Annotated in this window: 12 protein-coding genes; 4 read left to right on the top strand and 8 right to left on the bottom strand. The window is 62.9% G+C overall.

The genetic code is table 11. From position 1 onward, the window contains the following. The 5 genes from QM672_RS32040 to QM672_RS32020 all read right to left on the bottom strand — a co-directional run. A partial coding sequence (locus QM672_RS32040; RefSeq protein WP_415087330.1) for a zinc-binding dehydrogenase occupies positions 1-877 on the bottom strand: 877 nt, incomplete at its 3' end. A gap of 223 nt (positions 878-1,100) precedes the next feature. Beyond that, positions 1,101-1,643, bottom strand: a complete 543-nt coding sequence (locus QM672_RS32035; RefSeq protein WP_068290777.1) for an ActR/PrrA/RegA family redox response regulator transcription factor — start codon at positions 1,641-1,643, stop codon at positions 1,101-1,103. Between the two features lie 665 nt (positions 1,644-2,308). After that, the gene (locus QM672_RS32030) at positions 2,309-3,607 is read right to left on the bottom strand and encodes an ActS/PrrB/RegB family redox-sensitive histidine kinase (protein WP_311943762.1); all 1,299 of its coding nucleotides are present in this window, start codon (positions 3,605-3,607) and stop codon (positions 2,309-2,311) included. A gap of 171 nt (positions 3,608-3,778) precedes the next feature. After that, entirely contained in the window at positions 3,779-4,561 is a 783-nt protein-coding gene (locus tag QM672_RS32025; protein ID WP_311943765.1) for a hypothetical protein, read from the bottom strand. Next, positions 4,558-4,950, bottom strand: a complete 393-nt coding sequence (locus QM672_RS32020; protein ID WP_415087329.1) for a peptidoglycan-binding domain-containing protein — start codon at positions 4,948-4,950, stop codon at positions 4,558-4,560. The genes QM672_RS32025 and QM672_RS32020 overlap by 4 nt, the downstream gene beginning before the upstream one ends. 204 nt (positions 4,951-5,154) lie before the next feature. Here QM672_RS32020 and QM672_RS32015 point away from each other — a divergent pair, with 204 nt between their 5' ends. Beyond that, positions 5,155-6,144: a complex I NDUFA9 subunit family protein gene (locus QM672_RS32015; protein WP_415087328.1), complete on the top strand. Its 990-nt coding sequence runs from the start codon at positions 5,155-5,157 to the stop codon at positions 6,142-6,144. A gap of 70 nt (positions 6,145-6,214) precedes the next feature. On the opposite strand, the gene QM672_RS32010 is transcribed toward QM672_RS32015, so the two are convergent. After that, positions 6,215-7,015 carry an undecaprenyl-diphosphate phosphatase gene (locus QM672_RS32010; RefSeq protein WP_311943774.1) on the bottom strand — a complete coding sequence of 267 codons (801 nt, stop codon included), beginning with the start codon at positions 7,013-7,015 and terminating at the stop codon, positions 6,215-6,217. Between the two features lie 849 nt (positions 7,016-7,864). Between QM672_RS32010 and QM672_RS32005 the strand changes: the two genes are divergently transcribed. Next, positions 7,865-8,716 carry a hypothetical protein gene (locus QM672_RS32005; protein WP_311943777.1) on the top strand — a complete coding sequence of 284 codons (852 nt, stop codon included), beginning with the start codon at positions 7,865-7,867 and terminating at the stop codon, positions 8,714-8,716. Positions 8,717-9,040: 324 nt separating this feature from the next. On the opposite strand, the gene pheT is transcribed toward QM672_RS32005, so the two are convergent. Beyond that, positions 9,041-11,458, bottom strand: a complete 2,418-nt coding sequence (pheT, locus tag QM672_RS32000; protein WP_415087327.1) for a phenylalanine--tRNA ligase subunit beta — start codon at positions 11,456-11,458, stop codon at positions 9,041-9,043. A gap of 330 nt (positions 11,459-11,788) precedes the next feature. Between pheT and QM672_RS31995 the strand changes: the two genes are divergently transcribed. Continuing rightward, complete coding sequence (locus tag QM672_RS31995; protein ID WP_311943781.1) at positions 11,789-11,977, top strand: type II toxin-antitoxin system HicA family toxin; 189 nt, start codon at positions 11,789-11,791, stop codon at positions 11,975-11,977. Between the two features lie 5 nt (positions 11,978-11,982). Beyond that, positions 11,983-12,372, top strand: coding sequence for a type II toxin-antitoxin system HicB family antitoxin (locus tag QM672_RS31990; protein WP_415087326.1), 390 nt, complete (start codon positions 11,983-11,985; stop codon positions 12,370-12,372). Between the two features lie 103 nt (positions 12,373-12,475). Here QM672_RS31990 and QM672_RS31985 read toward each other — a convergent pair whose 3' ends face one another. Continuing rightward, positions 12,476-13,366, bottom strand: coding sequence for a LysR family transcriptional regulator (locus tag QM672_RS31985; protein WP_311943785.1), 891 nt, complete (start codon positions 13,364-13,366; stop codon positions 12,476-12,478). Positions 13,367-13,744 lie beyond the last annotated feature (378 nt).

The raw sequence follows: 13,744 nt of genomic DNA, 5'->3' as shown, positions 1-13,744 counted from the left end.
AGGCCGCCACGCCGATGATGATCGATTCGCCCCAGCCGCGATGGCAGCATTCCAGGGCCTGGCGCATGGTCACCGGCAGGCCGATGCATTCGAAGGAGAAATCGGCGCCGCCGCCGGTGAGATCGACGATGGCCTCAACCACCTTGTCATGGCCGACTTCCGCCGGATTGACGAAATGGGTCATGCCGAACTTCTTGGCCATCTCGACCTTGGCCGGGTTGAGATCGACGCCGATGATCTTGTCGGCACCCACCATGCGGGCGCCCTGGATCACGTTGAGGCCGATGCCGCCGAGGCCGAACACCACGACATTGGCGCCGGGCCAGACCTTGCCCGTATTGATCACCGCGCCGATGCCGGTGGTGACACCGCAGCCGATGTAGCAGATCTTGTCGAAGGGAGCGTCCTCGCGCACCTTGGCCAGCGCGATCTCCGGCAGCACCGTGAAGTTCGAGAAGGTCGAGCAGCCCATATAGTGGAAGACCTCGCCGCCGTCACAGGCGAAGCGGCTGGTGCCGTCGGGCATCACGCCCTTGCCCTGGGTGCTGCGGATGGCGGTGCACAGGTTCGAACGCTGCGACAGGCAGGTTTTGCACTGGCGGCATTCGGGTGTGTAGAGCGGAATGACATGGTCGCCCGGCTTCAGGCTGGTGACGCCGGCACCCACCTCGCGCACGATGCCCGCACCCTCATGGCCCAGAATGGCAGGGAACAGGCCTTCCGGATCGGCACCGGACAGCGTGTAGGCATCGGTATGGCACACGCCCGTGGCCATGATCTCGACCAGCACCTCGCCCGCCTTGGGGCCGCCGATCTCGATGGTCTCGACCGTCAGGGGCGCTCCCGCCTTCCATGCCACAGCCGCTCTCGTCTTCATGATTCACTCCCTCAAGCGTTTTGCGATGTGCCGGGATCGGCAAGATCCGCAAAGACGCGCCGAACCTAAGAGCCGGAGCAGATGAGCATTCTTGCTTGAATGCGTCCTGCTCCGGAATTCGCCAAAGGGCTAGCCGGATGCGGCATGAAGCGCAAGCATCGCGGGAGTGCGATGTTTCCCTCGCGGCTTAGAAGTGTCTTATGGCCGGTGAAAGTACGCCAAACTATCGTGGCGCGCGCTTGGCCAGGATGCGCTGCAGGGTGCGCCGGTGCATGGCCAGGCGTCGCGCGGTCTCGGAGACGTTGCGGCCGCAGAGCTCATAGACACGCTGGATGTGCTCCCAGCGCACCCTGTCGGCGGACATCGGGTTCTCGGGCAGCTCCGGCTTGTGGCTGGGATCGGCCATCAGCGCCGCATGGATGTCGTCGGCATCGGCCGGTTTGGCGATATAGTCGAATGCACCCAGCTTCACCGCCGTGACGGCGGTGGCAATGTTGCCGTAACCGGTGAGGATGATGCCGCGCGCATCGGGGCGCTTCACCTTCAGGCGCGAGATCACGTCGAGGCCGGAGCCGTCGGTGAGTTTCATGTCGATCACGGCGAAGGCAGGCGGCGAGCCTTCCACCTGCGCCAGTCCCTCGGCGACCGTGTCGGCCGTGGTGACGGTGTAGCCCCTGGCTTCCATGGCTCGGCCCAAACGCTGCAGGAACGCCTTGTCGTCATCGACGAGAAGGAGTGAACGATCGGGAAATTCAGGGGCAACCATAATGCGGACTCACCTATCCTTGGTTCGAGCGAAGGGGCTCCGTTTCGCGTGAAGGGAAAGCATCTCGCCAATTCAGCGCGAGACCCCCGCTCCCTCCGGACCTTATCGTCGGCAACGCATCGCAGACCGACCCGTTGCTGACGATATGGTCAAGTGATCGAAGACCCCGATCGCCTCCTTTGGCGCGACAGTTCGCCACAGTGGGGACTATAGCGGCAAAGTGAAGAAATTTCACTGGCGACAGCCAGCTATCGTTTATTCGGTTATGCGCCGATTGCAATCCCCAGAGATTATTATGGGGCGTGGCCGGGGTAACGATGCATGCGATCAGGGCCTGCGGAAAGAATTCGAGCAGCGAAGCCCGCGCGTTGCTGTCGGGCGCGACCTGCATACCAGCTGCATATCCTTGCCGCCGCACGGCACCGAGAAGACCGGCACAAGTCCTGGCAGTACTCGCTGTTCCCGCTTGGTTGATCGCGGCCTCCACCAGTTTTTTCTCGCGGCTCGACGAGCAGTTCTTGGAGGCATTGTAGCGCAAATTTTCCTTAAGTCTTTGTTTTGATGCATTTTCTTGAATGAAAGGTCTTACAAATAATCTGGAGAATGTAATCGCTTAGGGGTATCGGAGGCGATTTGTCCATGTCCGAGCGAAGCCCTGCGAGCCCTTAGCGCTCGAAGACGTCGCGCGGCCATTCCAGCCTGACGACGGCGCCGCTGTCCGGCCAGGAGCGGTTCGCCAGGGCGATCGCGGCGCCGGAACGCTCGAGCAGCGTCTTGGCGATGAAGAAGCCGAGGCCGAGGCCGCCGCCCGGCTGGCCCGGCAGGCGCGGGCGACGCTGGGTGACATAGGGATCGCCGAGGCGTCCCATGATTTCGGAAGGAAAGCCGGGGCCGTCGTCACCGACGATCAGGGTCACCGTCTTGGCGTCCCAGCTGGCGGTGATGCTCACCTTGGATTTGGCGAAATCGACAGCGTTCTCGACGATATTGCCGAGACCGTAGAGCATGCCGGGATTGCGAGGGGCGGAGGGAGCATCCTCCTCCAGGCCTTGGAATTCGGCCGAGATGGCAATGCCGAAATCGCGATGCGGCGCGGACACTTCCTCGATCAGCAGCGGCAGGGGCAGGCGGGCGAAGGGCGTGCCGCCATCGTCGCCCAGCGAGGCGAGCTTGCCCAGAATCTCGCGGCAGCGCTCGACCTGGCTGCGCAGCAGGCGGATGTCGTCGACGAAATCGCCTTCCGGCGGGGCGGCAACCTCCAGCTCCTTGGCCACCAGCGCGATGGTGGCGAGCGGCGTACCCAGTTCATGCGCGGCGGCGGCGGCCATGCCGTCGAGCTGGGACAGATGCTGCTCGCGCGCCAGCACCAGTTCGGTGGCGGCCAGGGCATTGGAGAGCAGGCGGGCTTCCTCGGCCACCCGCCAGGCATAGACGCCGATGAAAGCCAGGCCCAGCAGCACCGAGAACCACATGCCGATGACATAGAGCATCGGCATGTCGAACTCTTTCCCCTCGAACCAGGGCAGGGGCAGGTGCCAGGCCGTGAGCAGGGAGGCACAGCCGATGGCCAGGAGTCCGAGCGCGAGGGTCATCAGGGGCGGCAGCGAGGTCGCCGAGATCATCACCGGCGCAAGGAACAGGAAGGAGAAGGGGTTCTGCAGGCCGCCGGTGAGGAAGAGCAGTGCCGCAAGCTGCACGATATCGAATCCGAGCAGGGTAGCGGCGCGGGCCGGGTCGACGCGCTCGGTCGCCGGATAGCGCAGCCGCAAGGCGACATTGACCAGGATGGAGACGCCGATCAGCGGCAGGCAGGCCTGCAGGGGCACGGGGAAGCCGAGACCGTAGCGTACGCCGAGAACCGCGACCAGCTGGCCGGCGATCGCCATCCAGCGCAGCCGGATCAGGGTTTCCAGGCGCAGCGTATCCAGGCCGAGGCCGTCATGGGGCATCACAGAGGCGGTCATCTGCTCACGGGTCGCTCAACGGAATGCTCTTTGGTGGGCGGATGAAACGGCGAAGTCATCCTTCAGGGTTGCGCCGCAATGCCAGCTCCTCCCTGATTCCAGCCGATCTTCTGCGAGAGCCGGCTTCGGAGCAAGCCTCCCTTAGGGCCTGCGGGCGTCGCTGCTAAAGGTTCAAGCCTCGGGAGGTGGTTCGCCCCATGGCCGCCCGATCAAAATGAGAGGCGTGGTGAGGCGGCTGCCGAAAGAGACCAGTGCCTGTTCGAGTGCCACCATCGCTAGGCGCGCAGCCGCTCCGGCCTGTTGCATGAATTGGCTCATCCACAGGCGGATGGCGCCTATGAGACTGGTTGTTATCTTGCCGACGTTCTGTTTGATGTCTTCGAACGTCACAGGCATCTGGCGAAGCGCTTCCATGGTGCGCTGAGCCAGTGGGTGTGCCCGTGGCAGCAGCGTCGCATCCACGCCCTGCCTGAGTTGGGATTGAAGCGCTGGAGTCTTCAATTGTTCCGACGGCAACGACGATAGGGTGCGCGCCACATTGCCGCCGGGGCCGCCCTCGAAAAATTGCACGCCCTGAAAGCGCGTCCCGTTGCTCACCTTGAGTTCGGCGGCCAGCGTCTCGGTCTCGGTAATGGCAGCACGCAGCTGGCCCGTCCTGTTGAACAAGTTGTCGTCGAGAATCCTGCTAAGACGGGCCGAGACCTGCGGACTTTGAAATCCTATGATGTCCACGATCTTACGAATGCCTTGCTCGGTGTTCACCAGCATCGCGCGCGCGTCGGTCAGTTCCTTCAGGTGATTTCCCGTAGAGCCGCCGACCCAAGTCGCTCCTTGGGCTTCAACCAATGCCGCCTCGAAGGTTCCGCGCAAAAACTGGCCTCGCGCAAGCTGATTGAGCAGCGCGCTGATGCTGTCGAACAGCTTCATGAAATCGACGATCGGCACTTCCGTCATCTGGATATATCGCGGTTCTGGCGAAGTCGGTCGATCCGCACGATGTTCAGCTCGCTCGTTGGCAGAACGAGGTTCTCATATTCCAGCGGAATAACGGTTGTCGGGATGCCGAGGGAAATGAAACCAAGCGCCTCGTTGACATAGGGTGCGGCGAACTCTCTCAAGGCCCGATGTGCCCTGCCGCCTGGGTCAACGCGCCCATCGACCCATTTCGTGACATCGTGTTGGAACTTCTCGATTGCTGCGATTGTCTCGGGACCGACGATCCCATCTTCGCGGATCTCTCTCAGCTCCCTGCTCGTGCGCCAGACATTGAGCAGCAGTTGCACGCAAAAGACGTCACATTTCGCGTTGGTTCCGCCGCTTCCAACCGACTGCGCGATATCCATTGGGCGTCTCCATGGATAAAGTATGCGAGAAATTGTGAGATGCGGCGGATTAAAAGTAAAGCGGATGCTTCCGGCCCACTCTGCGTTGCCCGATGTTTCGTCTGCGTGGCGGGAGGCAACCCAGGGGGCGCTTATTGCTCTATACAGTCCCGGCCTGCCGCGCTAAGGAAAACCCAATCGTCCATTCTCGAAGGTTTCTAGCAAATGGCGCCAGTCAGCGATCGCTTGGTCACGGTTTTCGGTGGATCGGGATTTGTGGGCCGCAATCTCGTGCGCTCGCTCGCCAAGCGCGGCTTTCGCGTGCGCGTGGCCGTGCGCCGCCCGGATCTCGCCCAATATCTGATGACCGCGGGCGCCGTCGGCCAGATCCACGGCGTGCAGGCGAACCTGCGTTATCCGGCGTCGGTTGCCGCCGCCGTCGAGGGTGCCGAAGCGGTGGTCAATCTGGTCGGCGTCATGCATGAGCACGGCGCCAACAGTTTCGACGCGGTGCAGGCTTTCGGCCCCGGCGCGATCGCTCGCGCTGCCAAGGCCGCCGGTGTGCAGCGCTTCGTGCATGTCTCGGCCCTCGGCCTGCATGCGGGCTCCGATTCGCTCTATGCCAAGAGCAAGCTCAAGGGCGAGGAAGCGGCCCGTACCGCTTTCGAGGACACCATCATCCTCAGGCCTTCGGTGATGTTCGGGCCGGATGATGATTTCTTCAACAAGTTTGCCGGTCTGGCGCGGATGTCGCCGGTGCTGCCCTTGATCGGCGGTGGCGAGACCAAGTTCCAGCCGGTTTTCGTCGGCGATGTCGCCGAAGTGCTGGCCCGCGGCGCCGAGGGGGCCCTGAAGCCGGGCGCGACCTACGAACTCGGCGGCCAGGAAGTGCTGACCCTGCGCCAGATCTTCGAATATGTGCTCAAGACCACCAACCGCAAGCGCCTGCTGGCGCCGATGCCTTTCGCCATCGCCAATGTGCAGGCGACCGTGTTCGAGCTGCTGGGGACCTTGTCGCTCGGCCTGTTCACGCCGCCCTTGACGCGCGATCAGGTCACGCTGCTGCGCCACGACAATGTCGTGACGGAGGACGCCAGCAAGGCCGGCCTGACGCTGGAAGGACTGGGCATCCAGCCGGCGACGGTGGAAGCGATCGCGCCGAGCTATCTGTGGCGCTTTCGCAAGGCTGGCCAGTTCGAGAACAAGGTGGCCTGACGACCGGAAACGGCAGTCGGAACGGAAAAGGGCCGGTCCATGGACCGGCCCTTTGCATTGGAGCTCGTCTTCAGCCCATCGTGTAGTAGGCTGCGAGGCCGAGGACGCCGACCACGATGCGCCACCATCCGAACAGGGCGAGACCGCGCTTGGATACGAAATCCAGCAAAGTCTTCACCACGAACCAGCCCGAGATGAAGGCCGTGACGAAGCCGATGGCGGTCAGGCCGAGATTGTCGGTCGTCATCGTCTTGTAGGATTTGGCGAATTCATAGACGAAGGCGCCGACCATGGTCGGCATCGCCAGGAAGAAGGAGAATTCCGCCGCCGAGCGCTTGTCGAGGCCGAGCAGCATGCCGCCGACGATGGTGGAGCCCGAGCGCGAAACACCGGGGATCATCGACAGGCACTGGAACAGGCCGATCTTCAGATAGACCGGCAGGGGCAGCACATAGCAATTGGAGAAGCGCTTCTCGATCTTGAACTGTTCGATGGCAAGCAGGACCAGGCCGCCGGCGATCAGGGCGTAGCAGACCACCGGCACATTGAAGAGATATTGCTTCATCTTGTGCTCGAGCAGCACGCCGAGGACGACGGCCGGCAGGAAGGCAACCAGCACGCCGAGGACGAAATGCTGGGCCTCCCGGTCCTTGGGCAGGGCGGTGGCGATGCGCCACAGCCTCTCGGCATAGACGGCGAGCAAGGCCAGGATCGCGCCGAGCTGGATGAGGATCACGAAAGAATCGTCGCCCTCGAATTTCAGGTAACGCGCCGCAAGCAGGAGATGGCCGGTCGAGGAGACCGGAATGAATTCGGTCAGGCCTTCGACCACGCCTAGGATGATCGCTTCCAGAATATTGGCCAGGGTCATGTGATGCCTTCGCGAGAATCGGGCGCCGATGCGGCCACAGGTCGCCCGTGCGGATGATGGGAGCGGCCCGCGCCTCGCTGGTGCGAGGCGGAAGCCGGAATCGCGGTGATTCTAGGCGCGAGTTATAACCAAACAGTAACCATGACGCAGCGGCGCGGGCATCCCTGCGACGAGAAGAGGGCGGTTCGCGATGCGGTCGTGACCTTCGCAGCGTCTAAGTCAGGGGGATGCCGTTATTCTCATGCGTCCCAACCTCGCCAAGGCTCTCGCGGCAGGCATTTCGAGAGAATGACGTCGGCATGCCGTTTGGGAATGAATTAGGAAGAGCGCGGAAATGTTGCAAAGTAATAGATTAGGTCGGATATAATCCTATGTTTGGATATGATTTTGTCCAAGTAAATTTTATTTAGACATTATTTTGTCTTGGTAGGGGCGGGGCGCTCTGGAAGAAAGATTTCCGATTCCGGAGTTCGTTTTCGGCTTACGTCAAATTTAGTACTTAAGTAGTATATTTACCACTTAGTTAGGTGTAGGTGGCAATGAAAATTCATTAGGTATTGTAATCGATATCGTAGGGTAAAATTTTCTTTTAAATTTTCACCGACATGATAGGAACTGTGGAGCTGCAATGATGTTGTTGCAGTGGGAGTGAACGCCCGGCCGATCCGGGCCGTCTTCTTACTTGTCCTCAGTTGTTACACCACAAGCCCATGCAAAAAGAGGCGGTGATTGACCGAGTTGTCTTGGAGAAGCGCAGGGTCTCTATCGGAGTGCGCCAAGATTCATACGACCGACCATTTCGGTTTGCAGAACCCGCTCAACGTTCCGTTGCCGAATTACCAGTCAGCTGTGATTGCACAAGCCCAGGCCCTGAGAGCTCATAGCGGCTTCAAAGCTGCGCGGACCCTCTTCGCGCGCCGTTATGTCGCCATTCTCAAGACCCATCTGCCGCTGATCCATATGGCGACGGATGAGATCCGCTTGATCGTGGGCGCCTATGTGCTGAGCCGTCATTTCGCGGCCTCGCCCCATGATCCGCCGGCCGGTGTCACGGTGGCGGATGTTCAGACCTTCTGTACCGTGCATGCCCTGGCCGGGCACAACCGCATCGGGGCCATGTTGAACCTGCTGCGCCAGGCCGGCTATCTGCGCCAGATCAAGGATCTGCGCGACAAGCGCATCAAACGCTTGGAGGCGACGCGCGCCGGCATCACCATCGCCAAGCAGGTCATCACGCCCTATCTGCAGGCGCTGGCGCAATTGCAGCATGTCGACTACGCCGTTCGGCGGGTGGAGATCGACGATGCCTTTCTCGGCACGCTGGCGCGTTATTGCAGCAATTACTTCCTGATGCACGGCACCCTGGTCGACCTGGTGCCCGAGATGCGCCTTTTCATGGCGCGCGATGCCGGTTTCGAGATCCTGCTCAGGCTGATTGCAACGGAAATGCCGGGCGAAATCCTGAAGGATCGTACCGTCCATTTTCACTATGGCGCCGTCGCCGATTGCTTCGGCGTTTCGCGTGTCCATGTCCGCCGTTTGCTCGAGGACGCGGCCGAAGAGGGCTATGTCACCCTGCATGCTCCGGGGGGACGGGCGATCGAGATCCATGCGAGCTTGTTCGAACTCGTCGACACCTTCATCGCCCTGCAGATGTCACTGCTGCTGCAGGCGGTCCTCCATGCCGGCGGCAAGGCCTGAGCGGCGAGGGGCACCGCCGGCGCAAGCCTTGATGGCTGCAACGCGCCCTAGTCCGGAGCGCCTTGTCATGCCGTTCGAATAAAAGGCGGGCCGGGACCGTAATACGGTTCGTTTAAGCAGGGACCGCTCCGAATTTGTCATAGCCGGGCTTGACCCGGCTACCCAGAAGCCGCACGGACGAACCGTCGGGGAGCCGGATTGCCGGGTCAAGTCCGGCAATGACAAAGGTCGAGCCCCCCGAAACGCTTAAGTGAACCGCATTAGGGTCCGGTCCGCCTCTTTCTTCCCGACAGCACAGGCGCGCGCCAAGGGCGGCGGCCTGTCTTATCCGCGCAGCGTCGCTCCGGTCTTCTTGCCGACTTCGGCGACGATCTTAGCGGCAACGGCATCGATTTCGACGTCGGTCAGCGTGCGGTCCTGCGGCTGCAGCACCACTTCGACGGCGACCGATTTCTGATCTTCGCCGATGCCCTTGCCTTCATAGATGTCGAAGATCGACACGCCCGAGATCAGCTTCTTATCGACGCCCTGCGCGGCCTTGATGATGTCGGCGGCCCTGACCTTGCGCGCGACCAGGAAGGCGAAGTCGCGAGTAACAGGCTGGAAGGGCGAGAGGGCCAGCACGCCGCGCGTCTTGGTTGCCTTGGGCTTGGGCACCGGGATGGCGTCGAGGATGATCTCGAAGCCGACCACCGGTCCACCGGCATCCAGCGCTTCCAGGGCCAGGGGATGCAGTTCGCCGAACCAGCCGATGATGTTCTGCGGGCCGAGCTGGATCGTGCCGGAGCGGCCGGGGTGATACCAGGACGGCGCTCCGGAAACGATCTGGAAGCTGGCGACCGGCGCGCCGAGGGCGGCCAGCAAAGTGAGGGCATCCTCCTTGGCGTCGAACACGTCAACCGCACTTGCCGGCTCCGACCAATGACGGCCGAAGCCGCCGGGACGCGCCTGGCCGCGGCGGATGCCGCTGGCGGCGATCTTCTGGTCCTCGGGCCGGTCGCCGCGGAAGATCTGGCCGACCTCGAACAGGGCGACGTCGCCGGTGCCGCGATCGGCATTGCGCTGGCCGGCCGCGATCAGCCCCGGCAGCAGGCTCGGGCGCATGTCGGAAAGATCGGCGGCGATCGGATTGGCGAGCGACAGCGTCGGCTGGCCGCCGCCGAAGCGCTCGGCCTCACCCTTGGCGATGAAGGACCAGGTCACCGCTTCCATCAGGCCGCGGGCGGCGAGGCTGCGCTTGGCCAGGCGGGTGCGCTTCTGCAGCACGGTGAGTACCGGCAGCGGCACATGGGCCTCGCGTGGCAGCGGCGTCACCGGGATGGCGTCGACGCCGACGATGCGCATCACTTCCTCGACGAGATCGGCCTTGCCCTCGATATCGGGGCGCCAGCTCGGCGCCGTCACCGCCAGCGAATCGGGTTTGCGGATGACCCCGAAGCCGAGGCGCTCGAGGATGTCGGCGCTTTCGGAGAGGCTGGTCGACAGGCCCGTCAGGCGCGCAACCTCGTGGGCCGGCAGGTCCAGGACCTCGGGCGCGGCGGTGATGCCGCCCACCACGAGGGTTTCCGTGGGCTTGCCGCCGCACAGTTCCGTCACCAGCTGGGTGGCGAGGTCGACGCCCGGCACCATGAAGGCGGGATCGACGCCGCGCTCGAACCGGTAGCGGGCATCGGTGTTGATGCCGAGCGCACGTCCGGTGCGGGCAATGTTCAGCGGCTCCCACAGCGCCGATTCGATCAGCACGTCGGTGGTATCGTCGTCACAGCCCGAATGCTCGCCGCCCATGATGCCGGCGATCGATTCCAGGCCCTTGCCGTCTGCGATCACGCAGATGCTGTCGTTGAGCGCATAGGTCTTGCCGTCGAGCGCCACGATGCTCTCGCCCTCGCGGGCGCGCCGGACGGTGAGATTGCCCACGATCTTGGCGGCGTCGAAGACATGCAACGGCCGGCCGCGATCGAAGGTGACGTAATTGGTGATGTCGACCAGCGCATTGATCGGGCGCAGCCCGATGGCGCTGAGGCGGCGCTGCATCCAGGCGGGCGAGGGACCGTTCTTGACGCCACGCACCAGGCGAAGCGCGAAACCCGGGCAGAGCGAGGGCGTGTCACCGAAATCGAGCGTCACCGTGACCGGGCAGGGGCCTTCGCCGGCGACGGAGGGCACGGCGGGCGTCTTCAGCCGGCCGAGACCGGCGGCGGCGAGGTCGCGGGCAATGCCGGCGACGCCGGTGCAGTCGGGCCGGTTCGGCGTGAGGTTCACGTCGATGACCGGGTCGTTGAGGCCGGCATACTCCGCAAAGGACATGCCCACAGGGGCGTCGGCCGGCAGGTCGATGATGCCGTCATGCTCGTTGGAGATCTCGAGCTCGAATTCCGAGCAAAGCATGCCGCGGCTCTCGACCCCGCGCACGGGGGCGATGGCGAGCGTGATGTTCTTGGCCGGGATATAGGTGCCGGGCGGCGAGAACACCGATTTCATACCGGTCCGCGCATTGGGCGCGCCGCAGACCACCTGCACGGGCTCGCCCTTGCCGGTGTCGACCATGCAGACCCTGAGCTTGTCGGCATTGGGATGCTGTTCGGCCGAGACGACATAGGCGATCGAAAAGCCCGAGAGCTTCTTGGCGGGATCCTCCACCCCTTCGACCTCCAGGCCGATGCGGGTGAGGGTGTCGACGATCTCGTCGAGCGTGGCGTCGGTCTCGAGGTGATCCTTGAGCCAGGAAAGCGTGAACTTCATTGCGGGCAGCCTAGTCCAATCGATTTGGCCATGCCGATAGCGCGTCGGGCGCCAAGATGCAAAGAAATCCCGGTTGACTGTGAATGTGAGTGTGCCGCTGGATCCCCGAACCTTGCCGGTACGGCAGTTCAGGCGGGATTTCAGCCTGCTTAGCTGGTGCTGTGCTTCAAAGCTGATACCGCCCAACCATCAACAAAGTGCACTATCCGCGTAGCATCAAAAGAACGTCCCTGGGGAATTCAGCATCCAGGGTTCATGATGTGCAATTTTATATGCATAAGTATGCATAACTCGCTTGCTCTCACGGTGCGGGGATATATATTTATATGCATGAACAGCCGAGATATAATTTCCGTTCTGAAAGCCGATGGTTGGGCTGAGGTGACCCAGAAGGGCAGCCACGTTCAGCTCAGACATCCGACGAAACCAGGGCGGGTGACGGTTCCGCACCCTAAGCGGGATCTTCCTCTCGGCACCGTGAAGAGCATCGAAAAGCAATCTGGACTGAGATTGAGGTAACGGAAATGCGCCACTATATCGGATTGATCCATAAGGACCCTGATAGCCTCTATGGCGTATCGTTTCCCGATCTTCCAGGGTGCGTATCTGCCGGCGCTACCTTGGACGAGGCGCGCGATATGGCGGCCGAGGCTCTTGCGCTTCACCTGCAGGGAATGGCGGAGGACGGCGAAGCTGTGCCTGAGCCTTCGTCCCTTGAGGCGATCATGGCGGATCCCGAGAACCGGGATGGTGTTGCGATACTGGTTCCCGTCGCGGAGGAAGTTAAGAGCGTGCGCGTCAGTGTGACCTTCCAGGCCGATGTCTTGAGCCAAATTGATAGCTACGCCGAAAGCCATGGCCTGACCCGCTCTGGATTCTTGGCCTCGGCGGCGAAAAGGGCAATGGCGGCTTGATGAAAGACACTGAACACGGGGGTAATGAGCCGACCTGCGGATTTTAGCGTTGCAGCACGGGAGCGGGCGGACATGTGACAACAACGCCGTGAGGCGCATCGCCTCACCCCATCTGCATGGCGTAGCGTTTCGCCTCGGCGATCAGGGCGGCGACCAGGGGTGTCTGGGTTTCGCGCTTGGGCGTGATCAGGCCGACCTTGTGGTGCGCCTGCGGCTCGACGATGGGGATCGAGCGCACATGGTCGCCCGCGCCCAGCATCTCGATCAGGATCGACGGCATCACGCTGGACCAGCGCCCCGTGCGCACATGCGAGAGCAGCACCTGCATCGAGTTGGAGACCAGGGTCGGGGCCACCGGCGTCTCGGCATTGCGCAGGAGATGGTCGACGATGCGCCGGTTCTGCATGTCGGGCGTGAGCAGGCAGAGCGGCACATGGCCGAGCTCCTCCCAGCTCACCGTGCTACGGCCGGCAAACTCGCCGTTGACGTCGGTCAGCAGGCAATAGGTCTCGCGATAGAGCTCCACCGTCGAGACCTTCCCCAAGGGCTCGTTGTCGAGATAGGTGATGCCGGCATCGATGGCCAAGTCCTCCAGTTCCTGCAGCACCGTGGTCGAGGGGCGCGAGAGGATGGAGAACGTCACGTTGGGGTGGCGGGCCCGAAAGGGCGTGGTGATCGAGGCGACCATGGAGAGCGCCGTCGGGATCACCGAGATGGTGAGGTGCCCATTGAGGCCGCGCTTGAGCGACTCCACCTCCTGGCGCATGGCGCGGCTGTCGCCGACGATGCGCCGGGCCCATTCGAGCACCCGGTCGCCCTCCGGCGTGAAGCCCTGGAAACGCGAGCCGCGCGCCACCAGCAACACGCCGAGTTCGCCTTCGAGCTGCTTGATGCCGGCCGATAGGGTGGGCTGGGTCACCCCGCAGATCTCGGCGGCCCGGCCAAAATGGCGCTCGCGCGAGAGGGCGATCAGGAATTCGAGCTTGTCGATCATGGCGCGGCCTTCCGATCGGGGATGGAAGATCGCGGCGTCCGTAAGTTCGATTCTCTGCTCATGCGGCTACTATGTCGCCATGGCCGGTGAAGGGCAATCGGCGCCCGCCTGATCGTCTTGATCCCGGACACGCCTCGGTTGCATCCCGTGACGAATCGCACGGAGAGGCCGGGGCGGCAGTGGCATTGTCATCCCATCAGATCAAGCGCAGCACCGCGCAAGACAAGAACGGGAACGAGACGATGTTCAAGAAGATCCTGACCGGAGCCCTGGTCGCCGCCACGCTGGCCGGCACCGCAATCGCCACCACCGGCACCGCCGAGGCCCGCTATGGCCGTGGTGGCGCCTTCGCCGCCGGCGCCGGCATCGGCCTGCTGG

The sequence above is a fragment of the Labrys sp. (in: a-proteobacteria) genome, from assembly GCF_047605565.1.
Taxonomy (GTDB): domain Bacteria; phylum Pseudomonadota; class Alphaproteobacteria; order Rhizobiales; family Labraceae; genus Labrys; species Labrys neptuniae.
This window is presented reverse-complemented; position numbering and strand designations above follow the sequence as displayed.